At 60.7% G+C, this 16,245-nt stretch carries 17 protein-coding genes and 1 tRNA gene; 2 read left to right on the top strand and 16 right to left on the bottom strand.

The genetic code is table 11. The features are described 5' to 3' along the window. Nucleotides 1-25 precede the first annotated feature (25 nt). Both BM151_RS12000 and BM151_RS12005 read right to left on the bottom strand, forming a co-directional pair. Nucleotides 26-1,456, bottom strand: a complete 1,431-nt coding sequence (locus BM151_RS12000; protein ID WP_090060959.1) for a phosphohexomutase domain-containing protein — start codon at nucleotides 1,454-1,456, stop codon at nucleotides 26-28. A gap of 65 nt (nucleotides 1,457-1,521) precedes the next feature. Continuing rightward, nucleotides 1,522-2,973, bottom strand: coding sequence for a mannose-1-phosphate guanylyltransferase/mannose-6-phosphate isomerase (locus tag BM151_RS12005; protein ID WP_090060960.1), 1,452 nt, complete (start codon nucleotides 2,971-2,973; stop codon nucleotides 1,522-1,524). A gap of 215 nt (nucleotides 2,974-3,188) precedes the next feature. Between BM151_RS12005 and BM151_RS12010 the strand changes: the two genes are divergently transcribed. Beyond that, the gene (locus tag BM151_RS12010) at nucleotides 3,189-3,914 is read left to right on the top strand and encodes a GntR family transcriptional regulator (RefSeq protein WP_090060961.1); all 726 of its coding nucleotides are present in this window, start codon (nucleotides 3,189-3,191) and stop codon (nucleotides 3,912-3,914) included. A 15-nt stretch (nucleotides 3,915-3,929) separates the two neighbouring features. On the opposite strand, the gene BM151_RS12015 is transcribed toward BM151_RS12010, so the two are convergent. The 10 genes from BM151_RS12015 to BM151_RS12060 are packed head-to-tail and all read right to left on the bottom strand — an operon-like array spanning nucleotide 3,930 to nucleotide 11,486. After that, complete coding sequence (locus BM151_RS12015; RefSeq protein ID WP_090060962.1) at nucleotides 3,930-4,496, bottom strand: antibiotic biosynthesis monooxygenase; 567 nt, start codon at nucleotides 4,494-4,496, stop codon at nucleotides 3,930-3,932. A gap of 15 nt (nucleotides 4,497-4,511) precedes the next feature. Next, nucleotides 4,512-4,703 carry a 2-hydroxymuconate tautomerase gene (locus BM151_RS12020; RefSeq protein ID WP_090060963.1) on the bottom strand — a complete coding sequence of 64 codons (192 nt, stop codon included), beginning with the start codon at nucleotides 4,701-4,703 and terminating at the stop codon, nucleotides 4,512-4,514. Nucleotides 4,704-4,706: 3 nt separating this feature from the next. Further along, entirely contained in the window at nucleotides 4,707-5,474 is a 768-nt protein-coding gene (locus BM151_RS12025) for a 2-keto-4-pentenoate hydratase (RefSeq protein WP_090060964.1), read from the bottom strand. Then, nucleotides 5,471-6,490 (bottom strand): 4-hydroxy-2-oxovalerate aldolase, encoded by a 1,020-nt coding sequence (gene dmpG / locus BM151_RS12030; RefSeq protein WP_090060965.1) that lies wholly within the window; start codon nucleotides 6,488-6,490, stop codon nucleotides 5,471-5,473. The genes BM151_RS12025 and dmpG overlap by 4 nt, the downstream gene beginning before the upstream one ends. 1 nt (nucleotide 6,491) lies before the next feature. Next, nucleotides 6,492-7,436 carry an acetaldehyde dehydrogenase (acetylating) gene (locus BM151_RS12035; protein ID WP_090060966.1) on the bottom strand — a complete coding sequence of 315 codons (945 nt, stop codon included), beginning with the start codon at nucleotides 7,434-7,436 and terminating at the stop codon, nucleotides 6,492-6,494. Nucleotides 7,437-7,440: 4 nt separating this feature from the next. Continuing rightward, complete coding sequence (locus tag BM151_RS12040) at nucleotides 7,441-8,235, bottom strand: 2-keto-4-pentenoate hydratase (protein ID WP_090060967.1); 795 nt, start codon at nucleotides 8,233-8,235, stop codon at nucleotides 7,441-7,443. Nucleotides 8,236-8,246: 11 nt separating this feature from the next. Continuing rightward, nucleotides 8,247-9,740: a 2-hydroxymuconic semialdehyde dehydrogenase gene (locus tag BM151_RS12045; RefSeq protein ID WP_245781192.1), complete on the bottom strand. Its 1,494-nt coding sequence runs from the start codon at nucleotides 9,738-9,740 to the stop codon at nucleotides 8,247-8,249. Further along, nucleotides 9,737-10,186 (bottom strand): GlcG/HbpS family heme-binding protein, encoded by a 450-nt coding sequence (locus tag BM151_RS12050; protein WP_090060969.1) that lies wholly within the window; start codon nucleotides 10,184-10,186, stop codon nucleotides 9,737-9,739. The genes BM151_RS12045 and BM151_RS12050 overlap by 4 nt, the downstream gene beginning before the upstream one ends. A 1-nt stretch (nucleotide 10,187) precedes the next feature. Continuing rightward, entirely contained in the window at nucleotides 10,188-11,108 is a 921-nt protein-coding gene (locus BM151_RS12055) for a catechol 2,3-dioxygenase (protein ID WP_090060970.1), read from the bottom strand. Between the two features lie 30 nt (nucleotides 11,109-11,138). Next, nucleotides 11,139-11,486, bottom strand: coding sequence for a 2Fe-2S iron-sulfur cluster binding domain-containing protein (locus BM151_RS12060; RefSeq protein WP_090060971.1), 348 nt, complete (start codon nucleotides 11,484-11,486; stop codon nucleotides 11,139-11,141). 432 nt (nucleotides 11,487-11,918) lie between these two features. Here BM151_RS12060 and BM151_RS12065 point away from each other — a divergent pair, with 432 nt between their 5' ends. Further along, on the top strand, nucleotides 11,919-12,437 hold the full coding sequence (locus BM151_RS12065) for a redoxin domain-containing protein (RefSeq protein WP_090060972.1): 519 nt from the start codon (nucleotides 11,919-11,921) through the stop codon (nucleotides 12,435-12,437). A 41-nt stretch (nucleotides 12,438-12,478) separates the two neighbouring features. Here the strand turns inward: BM151_RS12065 and BM151_RS12070 are convergent. From BM151_RS12070 to BM151_RS12085, 4 genes are all read right to left on the bottom strand, one after another. After that, nucleotides 12,479-12,554: transfer RNA gene (locus tag BM151_RS12070), tRNA-Thr, on the bottom strand. A gap of 70 nt (nucleotides 12,555-12,624) precedes the next feature. Beyond that, a complete protein-coding gene (locus tag BM151_RS12075) occupies nucleotides 12,625-14,148 on the bottom strand; it encodes a heme biosynthesis protein HemY (protein ID WP_090060973.1) in 1,524 nt (507 codons plus the stop codon). A gap of 12 nt (nucleotides 14,149-14,160) precedes the next feature. Continuing rightward, nucleotides 14,161-15,405, bottom strand: coding sequence for a COG4223 family protein (locus BM151_RS12080; RefSeq protein WP_090060974.1), 1,245 nt, complete (start codon nucleotides 15,403-15,405; stop codon nucleotides 14,161-14,163). 82 nt (nucleotides 15,406-15,487) lie between these two features. Further along, nucleotides 15,488-16,102 carry a uroporphyrinogen-III synthase gene (locus BM151_RS12085; protein WP_177213123.1) on the bottom strand — a complete coding sequence of 205 codons (615 nt, stop codon included), beginning with the start codon at nucleotides 16,100-16,102 and terminating at the stop codon, nucleotides 15,488-15,490. Nucleotides 16,103-16,245: the final 143 nt, after the last annotated feature.

Genomic DNA, 16,245 nt, shown 5'->3' on the forward strand with positions numbered 1-16,245 from the left:
CTTGCCCGGAGCGCCATATCGGTGATCAATCCTGGTGATCCGGGTCGGGTATTTGAGCCTTTTGCGGCTTGGGACTTTTCAGAATGCAGCCGACGGTTTCACGGGCAACCCGCACCAGCGCCTGTGCCCGCGATTCCGAGGCGGACTGTGCATAGATTCGAAACTCCGGCGCATTACCGGAGGGGCGCAGATGCAGCACCTCGCCGCTTGTAAACGTCACACGCAGCCCATCCGTCAGATCGGCACTCGAGATCTCGCCAAGGGAGGCAAAGAACGCTGCTCTTGCCGTGCGATCTTCGATCAACTCCGAGAGGAATGCCCTGGCCTTGTCGAGATCGACCCGCTGCAATCGATCAGACACGCTGACACAGGGCGGCAGCCCGGCGACCAATTCCGCGAGACTGCAATCTGCCCGCTTTGCCGCCAGAAGCGACCCAAGGATCGGCAACATCGCGTCACGGGTCGGCAAGGGGGCAAGCGGGCCGAAAACTGTCGCCTCGAAACCCAGGATGAAGCCGCCATTGGCCTCGAACCCGACGACCTCGGCGTGTTTTGCCTTGGCCATGGCTTCGAGCACAAAGGGGGAGCCAATCTTGGTCAGTATCACCTCTTCGAACATCGGGAGACGCCGCACCATGTCATTCGAGGACACAGGCGTCACCACCGACTTGGCTTTCAGGATTCTGGCGGTCAGAACACCGAGGATATCTCCAGAGATGAGTTTTCCCGTGGCATCGGTGAGCATCGGTCGGTCCGCATCGCCATCGCTCGAAACGATGGCATCAAGGCGGTGATTTTGACTCCAATCCCGCAGATTATAGGCCGTTTTCCGATCTATCGCCTCGGTGTCCACCGGCACAAAGACCTCTGAATGACCCAGCTCGACCACCTCTGCGCCAAGGCGCTTCAGGATCTGCCCAAATGTGTCGCGGGCGACCGATGAATGTCGATAGACGCCAAGTCTGAGCCCTTTCAATGCTCCCGGACCGAAGCCCGTGACATAGCGCGCGACATAGTGGCGTTCAGCCGACATATCGCTCCGGATTGTTCCCGACCTTGCGGCTTTTCGCCGGGACCCGTTGACATAGGCCGCGCCGATCTTCGCCTCGTCGGCTTTCAACACCTCGCCATCGGGCAGGTAGAATTTTAACCCGTTACGGTCGGCGGGAACGTGGCTACCGGTGACCATGATCGCGGCAGCGCCGGCCGCAAGCGACGAAAACGCCAGTGCCGGCGTGGCGATCGTCCCGCAATCGACAACCTCCACCCCGGCCTCCGATGCCGCCCGACAAACCGACCGCACAATCCCGGGCGAAGACGGGCGCAAATCGCGCCCGGCATAGAGCCTATCACAGCGAACCGTGGTCAAAAACGCATGGGTGTAATCCGTCACGAGGGAAGCGCTCAACTCGCGCACGAGGCCGCGCAGCCCGCTGGTGCCAAATTTTGGTGCCATACACACCTTCCCTGCCTTCATCTGAACTGGTCACGGTCATCCGTTGATCCGCTCAACACCCCGCGTCATGCCTCGTCGCAAGACCCACGGGCATAGATGTCGCCGTAGCGGATGATGTCATCTTCGCCGACATAGGTCCCGGTCTGCACCTCGATCAGAACCATTGGCACCTTGCCGGGATTTTCCAGCCGGTGCATCGCGCCGAGCGGGACATAAACGGATTGGTTCTCCGTCACGAGTTTCTCCTCCCCATCGACGGTCACCCGCGCCGTCCCCTCGACCACGATCCAATGTTCGGAACGGTGGAAATGGCTCTGCAGGCTGAGCGCCGCGCCCGGATGGACATAGATGCGTTTGACCTGGAATCGCCCGCCAATAACCAGACGCTCGAACCAGCCCCAAGGGCGATGGTCCTTTGGGAAATCGGTGGCTTGTGCCAGACCTTTCTGTCGCAGGGCGGCGACCGCTGTTTTCACATCCTGAGCCCGTGCCATGTCCGCCACGAGCACGGCATCGTTCATAGCGATTGCCATGACGTTTCTCAGTCCGATCCCCACCATTTCAAGATTTTCACTTTCGGCACGGATCAGGCTGTTTTCACAATCGATCACGGTCGCCCCTCCGGCGGTCACGACACCATCTGCATCCGGATCTGTCTCTCGCCACACGGCGTCCCAAGCACCGAGATCCGTCCACCCGCCTTCGAAAGGCACAACCGCGAGATTGTCCGCTTTCTCCATGATCCCGGAATCGATGGACATATCCTCGACATCCGCCCATGCCGCCGGGTCGAGGCACAGGAAGCCGAGATCAGATTTCGCTGTCGAGACAGCGTTGGTCACCGGGGGCATCAGATCGGGCGCATAGAGATCGAATGCCGCGAGAATATCTTTCGCTTTGAACAGGAAGATGCCGGAATTCCAGAGATAAGTCCCTGTTTCAAGCATCTCGATTGCGCGTGCCATATTCGGCTTTTCAACGAATTTCTCGAGATCCACCGCCGCGTCCAACCTGTTCGGCAGGGTCGCAAGCTCAAGGTAGCCATAGGCGGTTTCCGGACGCGTCGGCTTGACACCGAATGTGACGAGCTTGCCCGCTTCCACAGCGGCGAGACCCTTTTTCACTGCGGCATGAAATGCCACAGGGTCCTGCAGAACATGATCAGAAGGCGCCACGAGCAGGATTGTTTCAGGATCTGTCTCGGCGAGATAGTGCGCCGCGGCCAGTATCGCCGGGGCGGTGTTTCGGCTCTGCGGTTCGATCAGGATCGTTCCCGGATCGATCCCGATCTGGGCCAGTTGTTCCGCAACAATGAACCGGAAGTCGGATGCCGTCACGATCGTCGGGGCCAAAAAGTCGATCCCGTCGAAACCTTCGGACAGACGGATGACCGAGTCCTGAAACAATGTGTTGTTGCCAACCAGAGGGACGAATTGTTTGGGATAGCTTTGACGTGACAAAGGCCATAGCCGCGTCCCCGAGCCTCCGCACAGTATAACAGGTGAGACCAAATACATATGTCCCCCGGAAGAATGTAGAATTGGCCCCTCAACCATAGATTGTATTGAAATGCCGGTTGTGTCCAGTGCCTTGACGGTCACGCCGCCACCAACCGACACACCAACAAAAACGATTATTTTTAAATGAACCAGAATTCGCGCTGAACCTCGACATTTTGCACAATCGGTGACAATGCTAGAAGAACAGCCAAAATTCAGTGACCTCTGACCCTATGACCATTCCTTCGCCCCTTGATACCGGCCGCCCGTCCAATCCGGAGACAACGCCGGAGAACAGCAAGAAGACCGCCATCGAGACGGTCCATGAACAGATCCGCGAGAGGGTCATCTCCGGTGAGATCGGGCCCGGCGAGCGGCTGCATGTCGACAAGCTTCGGCTTGAATTCGGGGTTTCCACCTCGACCATGCGCGAGGCGATCTCGCGGCTTCTGATCGACAATCTGGTCACCTCCGAACAGCAGCGCGGCTTTCGCGTCGCACCGCTGTCGCTCAAGGATTTCCGCGATATCACCGATGCCCGCAAACTGATCGAGGCGCAGGCCCTGCGGATCTCTCTGGCCAATCGCACCGAGGCCTGGGAAGCCGATCTGGTCGCCGCCTATCATCGGCTGTCGCGGATCGAAGAGCGGCTCGTCGGCGAGGAAAAGAACGAATATGCCCATGACTGGGACGAGTGGAACGCCAATTTTCACGATTGTCTGGTTCAGAATTGCGACAATGCCTGGCTCAAACGGTTCCGCCGCACCCTGCACCAGCATTCCTATCGCTATCACCGGCGGCTGATCGGTGATCACTCGCTACGGCGCGATGTCCGGGTGGAGCACAAGGCGATTTTCGACACTGCCATCGCCGGCGATGTCGCGGCCTGTGTCGCCGAGGTCGAGGCGCATATCGAGAAATCCTATACCGATCTCATCGAACAGCACGATCTGAGCTGACGGCGCTCCGCGCGCTCAGGCGAAAAGCCAGTTGCGCAACAGCTTCGTCACTTTCGGCATCAGGACATAGGTCATCAACAGCACCTGGGTGATGGCGATGGTCAGGGTCTTGCTCCAATGCGGCCAGCCTTCCATCAACGGCAACATGATGAGCTGCAGCGGGTAGACCACGACAAAGACCACAACGATCAGCACGATGGCCATTTTCCACTGCGGCGCATGTTTCGCCACCGGCACGTCGGGCAGGTCGAACCAGGCCTCGAGCCCGGTCACGCGTTTGCGCTCGCCCTCGCCTTCGACCAGATCGCCAAGCCGGCCGACCCAGAGCTTGCGGGTCTCCGAGTCTTCCCAGGCCTGACAATGCGCCCATGTGTCGAAGCGGTAGATCAACACATAGCGCCCGTCGGTCGCCCCGGACGGCTTGAGGATATTCACCCCCATATGGCCGGGAAAGTCAGAGGCCGCGGCAATGATGCCATGCAGCCAGTCTTCGTATTGCGCCTCGCAGCCGGGCCTGACCCGACGCGAGATCGAGATGGTGACCGGGCCTTCCTGGCCCGGTTCCACGAGGGTTTCGGACATGGTGTCCTCGCACTTCTAATCTTTGGTGACGAATTTCTGTTTGCCGGCGACACCCCAGTTTTCCTTGGGCACCTCGCGGATACAGACACGAATGGCTTCGATCGGAGCGCCGATGGCCTCGACGGTCGCCTCCGTCACCTTTTCAATCAGCCTGGCTTTCATCTCCGGCGTGCGGCCTTCGACCAGCGTCACTTCGATAAAGGGCATGGCTCACTCTCCGATGTTGAACCCGATCTGACCGAGCTTCTCGACCTCGAGCAGCACCGATTGCCCCGCTGCCATCGGGATCGCGGCGGTGGCCCCGCCGGCAAGCACGATGTCGCCCGCCTTGAGTTCCTCACCCGCTGAGGCGACCATCCGCGCCGCCGAGACGAGCGAGCGCACCGGATTGCCGAGGATCGCAGCGGAGGAGCCGATTTCACCGGGCCGGCCATTGATCGACAGCACCATGCCGAGGTTCGAAATATCGATCTCCGGACTGTGCCAGGTGCCAAGGGCGAAACCCGAAGAAGACGAGTTGTCCGCAATCACGTCGCCCACATCGAATTTGAACGCCTTGTAGCGGCTGTCGATGATCTCGAGCGCAGGGGCCACCGCCTCCACGGCCGACATCGCCTCCAGCGCAGAGACATTTCCAGACAGGGGCTTCTTGATCAGAAAGGCGATCTCCGGCTCGACGCGCGGGTGGACGTATTTGGCCATCGAAACGACCCCGCCCTCTTCTTCGCGCATCGCGTCGGTGAGACGGCCCCAGACCACATCGGACACACCGACCTGAATCATCTTGGCCCGGGACGTCAACCCCATCTTGATACCGATCCGCTTCTCGCCACGGGCATAGCGGCGCTGCATCGACAACGCCTGCACGGCATAGGCATCCGCCACACTCAGCGGCGTCTTATCGGAGATTTGCGGGATTTCGGTGGCGGTGCGGGCCGCCTCGTCCACATATTCGGCAAGTTGAGCGAGATCCATCATTCCGCCGCCTCTTTGGCTTTGACCATGTCGAGGGCCACGTCGACGATCATGTCTTCCTGACCGCCGACCATATGGCGTTTGCCCAGCTCCACCAGGATCGCACGGGTGTCGAGCCCGTACATATCGGCGGCACGTTCGGCGTGGCGCAGGAAGGAGGAGTAGACCCCGGCATAGCCCAGCGTCATGGTTTCGCGGTCGACGCGCACCGGACGGTCTTGCAGCGGACGCACCAGATCCTCGGCGGCATCCTGTAGTTTGAACACGTCACAGCCATGCTCCCAGCCATAGAGATCGGCCACGGCGGCAAAGGCCTCAATCGGCGTGTTGCCGGCGCCCGCGCCCATACCGGCGAGCGAGGCGTCGACCCGGTAGGCGCCATGTTCGACGGCCACGACCGAGTTCGCCACCGAGAGTGACAGGTTCTCGTGCATATGCGCGCCGATCTGGGTTTCCGGCTTCAAAGCCGCTTTATAGGCCTCCATCCGGGCGGAGACATCTTTCATGGTCAGGCGACCGCCGGAGTCGGTGCAATAGACGCAATCAGCGCCGTAGCTTTCCATCAGGACCGCTTGTTCGGCCAATTTCTCGGGCGGGTTCATATGCGCCATCATCAGGAAGCCGGACACGTCCATACCCATCTCTTTCGCAGCGCGAATGTGTTGGGCGGCGACGTCGGCTTCGGTGCAATGGGTCGCCACGCGCACGGAGGTGACCCCGGCATCGAATGCCTTTTTCAGATCTTCGAGCGTGCCGATCCCCGGCACAAGAAGGCAGGTAAGCTTGGCGTTCTTCACCACTTTCGCGGCCTCGGTGATCCATTCCACATCGGTATGGCGACCAAAGCCGTAGTTGAAAGTGGAGCCGGCGACACCGTCGCCATGGGTCACCTCGATCGCATCGACACCGGCCTCGTCCAGCGCCTGGGCAATCGCCCGCACCTGACCGAGATCGTATTGGTGACGCATCGCATGCATCCCGTCACGCAGAGTCACGTCCTGAATATACAGCTTGGTCATCTTATGCGGCCTCCTGGACCCAATTGCGTTTGTGAACGAGGGCTTCGGCGGTTTTCATCGCCGCGGACGTCATGATGTCGAGATTGCCGGCATAGGCCGGCAAATAATGCGCCGCGCCTTCGACTTCGAGGAAAACCGAGACCTTGAGCCCGGTGAACGTGCCGCCGCTTTCCGGGATGGTCAGCGGGTTGTTATCCCCGAAATGTTCGAACTGAATCTCCTGTTTGAGACGGTAGCCCGGCACATAGGTTTTCACCTCTTCGACCATATCGAGGATCGATTTGCGGATCGCCTCCTGATCGGCTTCTTCGCAGAGGCAATAGACCGTATCGCGCATGATCACCGGCGGTTCAGCCGGATTCAGGATGATAATCGCCTTGCCGCGCTTGGCCCCGCCGACCGCCTCGATGGCATGGGCCGTGGTCTCGGTAAACTCGTCGATATTGGCGCGCGTGCCGGGGCCTGCCGATTTCGACGAGACCGAAGCAACGATTTCACCGTAGATCACCGGCGAGACGCGGTTCACCGCGGCTACCATCGGGATCGTCGCCTGCCCGCCACAGGTCACCATGTTGACGTTCATCTGATCGAGATTGGCATCGAGGTTCACCGGCGGAATTGTGAAAGGGCCGATGGCGGCGGGGGTCAGGTCGATCACCTGTTTGCCGTCGCGTTGCAGCACCTCATTGTGACGCTTGTGCGCGCCCGCCGAGGTGGCGTCGAAGACAATGCGGATATCCTTGTATTCCGGCAGTTTTACCAGACCGTCGATGCCCTCATGGGTGGTGGCCACCTTGAGCCGTGCAGCACGGGCGAGACCGTCAGAGTTGGGGTCGATCCCGACCATCGCGGCCATTTCCAGCACTTTCGAGTTGCGCATGATCTTGATCATCAGATCGGTGCCGATATTGCCCGACCCGATGATCGCACATTTGATCTTTTCCATTGTCTTATTCCTTTGCGAAAGCAGCACGAACGGAGCCCAGACCGTTGATCCGGGCTTCAAACACATCGCCGGGTTCGGCGGTGACGAAGGGGCCGAGCGCCCCGGAAAGAATGACATCGCCCGGCCCGAGCGGGCGACCGGCCGCCGCCATGGTCCGGGCAAGCCAGAGAGACGCGTTGAGCGGACTGCCCATACAGGCCGCGCCAGCACCGACGGAGACCGGTTCGTTGTTCTTGGTCATCACCATGCCACAGAGACGCGGATCGAAATCACCCGGGCGCTTCGGCGTCTGACCGAGCACATAAACCCCGGACGAGGCGTTGTCGGCCACGGTGTCGGTGATGCGGATGTCCCAATCCTTGACGCGTGAGCCGACGATTTCGAGCGCGGGCACCACGTAGCCGATGGAGGCCATCAGATCGACCATGGTGATATGCCCGCCGGTCAGAGGGGCGGCGACCACATAGGCGATCTCAGCCTCGACCTTCGGCTGTTGCACGGCGGACATCGGGATTTCCTCGCCGTCCATATATTCCATATCGGCAAAGAGCATGCCGTAATCCGGCTGATCGACGCCGAGTTGTTTCTGCACCGCGACCGAGGTCAGACCGATCTTGCGACCCGAGAGCACCCGCTCCTCACCGCCGAGCCAGCGTTTGGTGTTGATCTCCTGCACGGCATAGGCCGCCGCAACATCGCCCTCGTCGAGAAGGTCGCGGATCGGCCCACCCGGCACGCCACTTTCCCAAGCCTTCCAGAGCTGGTCTGCGGCCTTTTGGATATTCGCTTCGCTTGTCATCTATCTGTCCTTCAGAGTTTCACGCAGACATTGGTCAGCTCAGAATAGAACTCGAGACCATGCACCCCGCCTTCGCGTCCGATGCCCGAATGTTTCGCGCCGCCGAAGGCCGTGCGCAGATCGCGCAGGAACCAGGAGTTGACCCAGGCGAGACCGACATCGATCTGACGCGCCACCCGGTGCGCCTTCGTGAGGTTCTCGGTCCAGATCGCGGTGGCCAGACCGTATTTCGTATCGTTGGCCAGCTTGATCACCTCCTCTTCGCTGTCGAAGGGCGCGATATGGCACACCGGGCCAAAGATCTCTTCCTTGATGCAACGCGCATCTTCCGAGAGGCCGGTGAAAATCGTCGGCTGGACCCAGGCGCCGCCTTTCAGCGCGTCGGGCATCTCGGGTTCACCGCCGCCAGTGACTACGGTCGCGCCCTCTTCCACAGCGAGCTTATAATAGGACATCACCTTGTCCTTGTGCTCTTGTGAAATCAGCGGCCCCATGGAGGTTTCCGGGTCCTCGGAGGGCCCGAGCTTCATCATCTCGACGCCTTGCTTCAATCGCGCGACGAATTCGTCAAAGATCGGTCGCTCGACATAGACCCGCTCGGTGCCGAGACAGACCTGACCACAATTGGCGAAAGCCGAACGCAACGTGCCTTCGATCGCCTTGTCCATATCCGCATCGGCAAAGACGATCCCGGCATTTTTGCCACCGCATTCCATCGATACCTGACGCAGACCCTTGGCCGCAGATTGCATGATGATCTCACCGGTGCGCGTCTCGCCGGTAAAGGTGATCGCATCGACATCCGGATGGGCGGTCAGGAAGGCCCCCGCACTCTCCGGGCCGAACCCGTGCACCACGTTGAACACGCCTTTCGGAATGCCCACGGTGTTCATCACCTCGCCCAGAAGCGTGGTGGTCAAGGGCGTCTCCTCGGAGGGTTTCACGATGACCGTATTGCCGGAGGCGAGCGCCGGACCGACCTTCCAAGTCATCAAGAGCAGCGGCAGGTTCCACGGGCTGATCACCGCGATCACGCCCTTGGGCTTGCGCACGCCGTAGTTCACCGCACCGAACCCGTCCGGCGTGTCAAGCATGAAGCTCTCGGTCGGGACGTTCTTCACCAGATCGGCAAAGATTTTGAAATTCGCCGCGCCGCGCGGGATATCGACGTGAGAGGCAAGCCCCTTCGGCTTGCCGGTATCGAGGATCTCCGCCTCGAGAAAATCATCGAAACGGCGGTTGATCTCATCGGCCACGGCATGCAGCAATTCGGCACGTTCCGCCATCGGCATATAGCCCCAGGGCCCGTGCAGCGCCGCGCGTGCGGCCTTGACTGCCGCGTCCACCTCGGGTTGCAGACCTTCATGCACGATACCGATTTTCTTTCCGGTCACCGGCGAAATATTGTCGAAGGTCTTGCCCGACATGCCCGGGGTAAATTCCCCATCGATAAAATGCATCGCCTCTTGCGTGAAGGTCATTAGCCCGTCTCTCATCTCTTTCATCCTTGTTCCTGTTCTGGGCCCGTAACCAGACCGATGGCCGCGAGACCGGCCTTTGCGCAGATGTCATCCTGTTCGGCGGAGGCGCCCGATACGCCGATGCCGCCAATCAGCTCACCGTCCGAGCGGATCGGCAGCCCGCCGGGGAAGGCCGCGACATGCGGTTGTCCGGTGATCCCCGAGAGCACATCCGGTTTGCCGGACAGCGCCCGATAAAAATCACCGGTCGGCATGCCGAAACCGACGGCGGTATAGGCCTTATCCCGGGCGATCTGGCCCGAGGGCAAAAAGGCCCCGTCCCCCCTGAGAAAGGCAATCTCTCGCCCGCCGGCGTCCACGATGCTGACGTTGACGGCAACGCCGAGTTCCTCGGCCCGGGACACCGCGGCCCGGACCGCCTCATGCGCGGCCATAGCGGTCAATTTTCGGGTGGGACGGGTTACTTCCATATCAGGTCACCACCGACAGGAAGGCGTCGTTCATCTGGCGTTCGTAGTAGAAGATGCCGCGGCCCACATGGTTGCCGTCCCAGATCCGCGTCGGGTGATCCTTGTAGGCGGTGTAGCCGCCACAGAAGACTTCGTTGCGGTTGCCCGAGGGATCGAAGAAATAGATCGTCTGACCGCGGGTGATGCCGTGGCGGGTCGGGCCGATGTCGCGCGAGATATCGTAGCGCGTCATCACATCGGCAGCGTGACCGATGTCATTCCAATCCTCGAGATAGAAGGCGACATGGTGCAGCTTCCCGGGTTCAGGATGGTTCACGAAAGCGATGTCATGCGCCTTGTTCGACACGGTGAGCCAGATCGCCAGGGTGCCGTCCGGCAGGTCGACACGTTCCGGGATGTGGAAATCGAGCACTTCGGTGAAGAACTTTTCCACCTCCGGCAGGTTCGGACCGTAGAGCAGGCAATGATCAAGGCGCTGGGCGCGCATGCCGCGCGGCTCCTCCTTGTAGATATAGGGGTTGTGGGTTTCCGGCGCCGTGTCGGAGAGATCCATATCGGCGTAGAGCTCGATCCGGTGGCCAGAAGGGATGTTGAAACCGATGCGCTTGCCGGTGCCCGGCATCTCGCCGGCGTCCACGTCATCGACAGCGACACCATAGTCTTCGACCCGCTTGCGGAACCCATCAACGGCATCCTGACCGTCCGCCTTGAAGGCAAAGAAATCAATGCCGGCACTATCGGCTTCGCGCAGCACCACGGAATGGCGGTGGAACTCGTCGAATGCCTTGAGATAGACGCGGCCATCGGCCTCGGTCGACACGAGATCAAGCCCGATCCGGTCGCGGTAATGGGTAATCGCTTCGTCCATGTCCAGCACCCTCAGCTGGATGATACCCGGACGCAGAAGTCCTTCTTGTGACATAGGTGTTCCTCCTCTTTAACCTATCAAGACTTAATCGCTCTTCGCGGCCGGACGGCGCGGGCCGAGAAATGCGGGTTCGATTTCGAGATCGCTCAGCGGTGTGATCCGGCACGCCAGCGCATAACCTTCCGCCGCTTCCTCTTCCGTCACATGGGTGCGGCTCGATTTGGCCGTGGAAAAGGTTCCCTTGGTCACCTTCACGCGGCAAGCGCCACATCCCCCCTTGCGACAGCCCACCCGCACCGGGCGCGGGTTGGGAATATGAATTTGCTGTTCCATAGCGAAGAGAACCTTTTGGTCTTCGGCGCATTGGATTTCGGTCTCACATCCTTTGATCCGGATGCTGTGCATGACCGAGAACGGGCTCCCGTCTGGCATTGATTTCCTCCTCCGCGACGCGTCCTCCACACGTCTTGGGTCAGATCATGGCGAGAATTAATCGTTGGTGTCAAATAAAAACGATATTTATTTGGAGATTGACTTTTAAAACGATTTTTCACCCAATGCAGACTGGAGAAATTCGGCCTCGGGATGCGCCTTCCCGACAGCGTGCCGGGAAGGATCACAAATGAGGATTTCCTTTGTAAGTGAATGGGTAACCAGAAGACGGGCTGACCAGAAACAGCGCTGCGGATCCGCCACCGACAGCGACATGATGTGCGAGTTGGCCAAATTGACGCAGCCTTGCTCCGGAGGCTGTCATAGCCCGGCGCAACGCCCCAATTTCTATGAAATCCCGTGTCCATTCGTCCCGATCTCGACGAATCCCACGCCACAGCTGTGGCGACACCTTATCGGAGGAGAGTATCCATGATTCATCACGTGTCCCCCGGCGCAGCCGCGCCCGCTTTGTCCTTCGAGACGCTCGCTCATGGCACCTATGATCTGGCAGCCGATGCTCCGCCCGGCGGCACCTTCGTGGCGTTTCACCGCGGCAGCCACTGCAAGTGGACGCGGTTCATGCTCAAGGAGCTCGACGACCGGATCGGCGATTTCGCCATTCGCGGGCTGCGAGTCGTGGCTGTCGGCTGCGAGACCCGCGAAGCAACCGCCGCACTGCAGGACCGGATGCAATTGATCCGCCTGCCCCTGGGCTATGGGCTCGATCCGGAGATTCTGGTGAAGGATTGGGGGCTGTCCCTGACCCGCGACAGTTCTGAAGAAGGCGCCCCGGCGATCCATATCGAACCCGGCCAGTTCTGGGTCAAAAGCGATAGTACGATCGGGCTGTCGGCGATTCAGACCGGCCCCAGCCTCTGGGCCGATGCGACCAACATTCTGCGGGCGATCGACAATACCGGAAAGTTTCCCGAACGTGACCAAGGCTGACCACCGCGGCTTCGGTCTGACTCGATCGGGAGGGAAAGAAGTGGTGCCGGTGATAGGACTCGAACCTACGACCCCATCATTACGAATGACGTGCTCTACCAGCTGAGCTACACCGGCACTCTTCCCGCTGAAAGTCGCCTTTCAGCGTGCAGCGGTCTTTATCACCCTCTTTCGAGGGTGTGTAGTCCTAATTTGCTGCCTTTTCGCTTTCCTTGTTCGGTTCTTCCGACTCGTCGCCGTCCGCCTCCGGTTCCGCGGGGGTGACATCGACCATGCTCGGCATCTCTTCCGGCTCTGCAGGTTCGGCCTCAGCCACATCCGCAACGGGTTCCGGCATCGCCCCGACGATCATCGGCAGCATTTCCGTACCGGCAGGCATCGCCACCTCGGAATGCGCCGGCTTGCGCCAGCTCAGCGTGTCGAAACCGCCGCATTGGGTACAGACCGGCGCCCATTCGGCGTGGATGGTCTGGCAATTGTCGCAGACCCATTGTGGGCCGCGCGGCGCGGTGAGCGCCCGGGTCAGCCAGCCACGCACCACGACATCTTCGGCGCCTTCGCCGCGCTCGATTGCCGCCAGAATGGTCAGGCTGCGCGACGTCGGGTTGATCTCGGCCAGATCGCCCAGCGCACGGCGTGCGGCCGGAAAATCCTCTGCCGCAATGTAAAGCTCGGCCAGAAGCATCTTGGTCTCGGAATTGTCCGGCTGGATCTTGGTCAACGCCCCGAAACGCTTGATCCGCTGGGCCGGGGTCTCCTCCGGTTCGATCCGGGCGAAGGCGGCGGCGAGATCCGGGTGCGGCTGCGCCTCCCAGGCTTTCTTGATCACCCGAGCGGCCTGACGGCCCTTGCCTTCGGCGACATATTCGTCCGAGGCCATGACGGCGGCCGGGATGAGATCCGGGGATTTCTTGTTGGCCTCGATCGCGGCCTCACGGCTCTCGATACTCGCGCCTTTCTCGAACACGCCCTTGGCTTGCGACAGCGCCAAAACCGCGTCGCGACGCTTGTGCACGTCACGCGGGATGGCACCATGTTTCAGCTTGGCCGAAAGCGTATTGCGCGCCGCCGACCAGTCGCCCTTCTCGGCCTGAAGCCGCAAAAGGATATCCTGGGTCTCGACATGTTTCGGTTTCAGCGCAAAGGCCTTCTCGGCCAGTTTCAGCGCGGTCTCCGTATCGCCGGCTTCGAGCTTCTGCTTCATGATCCCCTGCACACCGACGAACCGGGTGCGCTCATCGGCAACCAGCTGTTTGAAGGCACGCTCCGCGACGCGTTTGTCGCCATTCATCACTGCGGCTTGCGCCTTGAGCAGGTTGGTCAGCTCAGGCTTTTGCAGATATTTCTCGGCTTTCGAGGCTTTGGCCAGCGCTGTGCGCCCGTCGCCGGAGGCCAGCGCCATGATGCCGTCGGTGACGGCTTCGATGCCCTTTTTCTCACGATTGCGATCGAAGTAGCGCGAGATTGCGGTCTCATCGCCCAAGAGGAATTTCACCACCGCCAGAAGCAGCCCGATCAGCTTGATCGCCACATAGATCGCGACGATCAGGGCGATCAGCGCCAAGACGGTTTTCAAGGGTGTCAGGGTAATCTCGAAGCCACCAAAGGTGAGCTGAGCGCCACCTTCGACCTCCATGAGCAGCATGCCACCATAGGCGAGCGCCGCGACGATGACGACGAAAAGAACGATTTTGACGAGGGACCAAAGCATCTTGTTCCTCCCTTACTGACCAAGAAATTCATCAAGGGCAGTCATCACATCCACCCGTTTCTGTGCCTGAGCGATCCAGCCCTGCATTTCTGCCTTGCCCGCCTCGGGCAAACTATCCAGTGTGGCGATGGCCTTCGCGAAAAGCCCGTCCCGCACGGATTGTTCGGCGCGCGACAGCACCGCATCGGCACCGTCGCCCTCTTTCGGCGTGGTCGAGCGCAGACCGAGCTGCGTTCTGAGCGCCGTCTGGAACCAGCCCTGTTCGCCCGCGTCATAGGCGGCTTTCGAGGCCGCAACCAGAGCGGCGCGGGCCGCCGTCGCGTAACCCTCTTGCAAGCTGCTGACGCTCGGGATGCCCTCGCCAGCGGCCGCGCTCAGCGCCGCCGGAACCTCCGTATCCATCTCGGCCAGCACCTCGGCGAAAGGCTCCCCGCCATCGACCTGCGCCTGCAAACGCGCCTTATTGGTCGCGATCCGGGCCGCGGTTTCCTCGGCGATGGATTTTTCCTTGGCCGTCTCAAGTCGGGCGATCTCGCTGTTCAACAGATCCTGCATCTGGGTCAATTGCCGCTCATAGGCGGCGGTGGCTTCGGGTGAGACGATAGCTTCGGCCACGGGACGGGCTTCGATCTCGGTCATACGATCCTCGAACCCGCCGAGCTTTTCGCCAAGTGCAGCCAGTTGCGCGCTCGGGTCCATCGCCGTCAGCTCCGCTTCGAGATCGCTGCGCAGCGTCGCATTTGCGGTTTCCTGTGCACCGGAGATCTCAGCCGTCGCGCTTTTCAGATCGGCCAATTGTGCTTCGAGTTCGGTGACTTTCTGGGACAATTCCTCGGTATTCGTGCCCGGGAAGGGCCAGCCCGAGGGTTTGACGAATTGCGCCCCGGCATAGCCCAGCGCCAGGCAGACAACGCCTCCCAGAACCATCGGCACAAAGCCACCGCGCTTCACGGCCTGTGGCGCCGGGGGTGGCGGTGGCGGCGCTTCGGATATGACTGCGTCTTCCGTTTCAGGAGCCTCTTCAAGCGCCTCCTCGGATACCAGAGTAGACTCGTCTTCGGGTTCCTCGTGGTTGGCGCTTTCCTGCTCATCCGCCAAAGCTTCGGTCTCGGAGACCTCCGTGGCGTCTTTCATGGGGTCGCCCACCATGTCAGACTCGGCAATGGTTGTGGCCTCTTCAGTCGCAACCTCTTGTTCCTGAATGTCCTCCGCCTCGTTTTCGACAGTCTTCTTCGGAGTTTCCTTGTCACCTGACACGAGACCAACCTTTCGAATCCAGAACCATTTTCACAATTGCACAGGAAACTTAGACCCTGCGGCGGCCCCTCTCAAGCAGTGATCATGGTAACTGCGACGCAATGGCCATTTTCATCGCCGCCCCATCCGGACGCGCGGCTACCACAGTCGTCACAGGTACCGGCCCTGTCCAGCCCTCGAGACAGGCCTCGGATAGACCGACCAAGGTCAGCTTTCCGGTGAAACCCGCAAGGTTTTCCGCCACCAGACGGGCAGACCGCGGTGAGTAAAGCGGCAGGATCAAAGCCGACTGTGCCATAATCTCCTCACAGATTTGTGGCGGCCAGTCGCAGGCGACCTGGTCATAAACGACTCGGTCCTCGGTCGCGATTTCGGCGGAATTCAGCCGTTCGGCGAGACGTCCCCGGGTGTGGCGGCCGTGCAGGTAGAGCGCTCTCTGGCCCGCATAGGGCGCAACCCCCGCGAGCAGCGCCTCGGCATTGGCGAAAACCGATGGGGTTTCGAACCCCGCCTCACGCGCCGCCTGCGCGGTGGCTTCGCCGACACAGAGCGCTGGCAGTCCTTGGTAGGATTGCGCCGCCGCGACGGCGTGGCGCGACGTCAACACCAGAAAATCGAACGCCCTATCAGGCAGTTCAAACGCAACAGACCGAATTTCCATCACCGGCGCCAGGATCACCCGCGGATGCAGTGCCATGGCACGCAACTCCTGTATGAGTTTCGATCCGTCTGCTTCGGGGCGTGTGATCAGGAGGGCTGGGTTCAATATCGGTCTCGGGATTGTCTGAGGTCTCTCAGGGTGATACCTCCCAAGAGGCGACAGAACAACGATTTGCGACC

Source organism: Celeribacter neptunius (assembly GCF_900113955.1).
Taxonomy (GTDB): Bacteria; Pseudomonadota; Alphaproteobacteria; order Rhodobacterales; family Rhodobacteraceae; genus Celeribacter; species Celeribacter neptunius.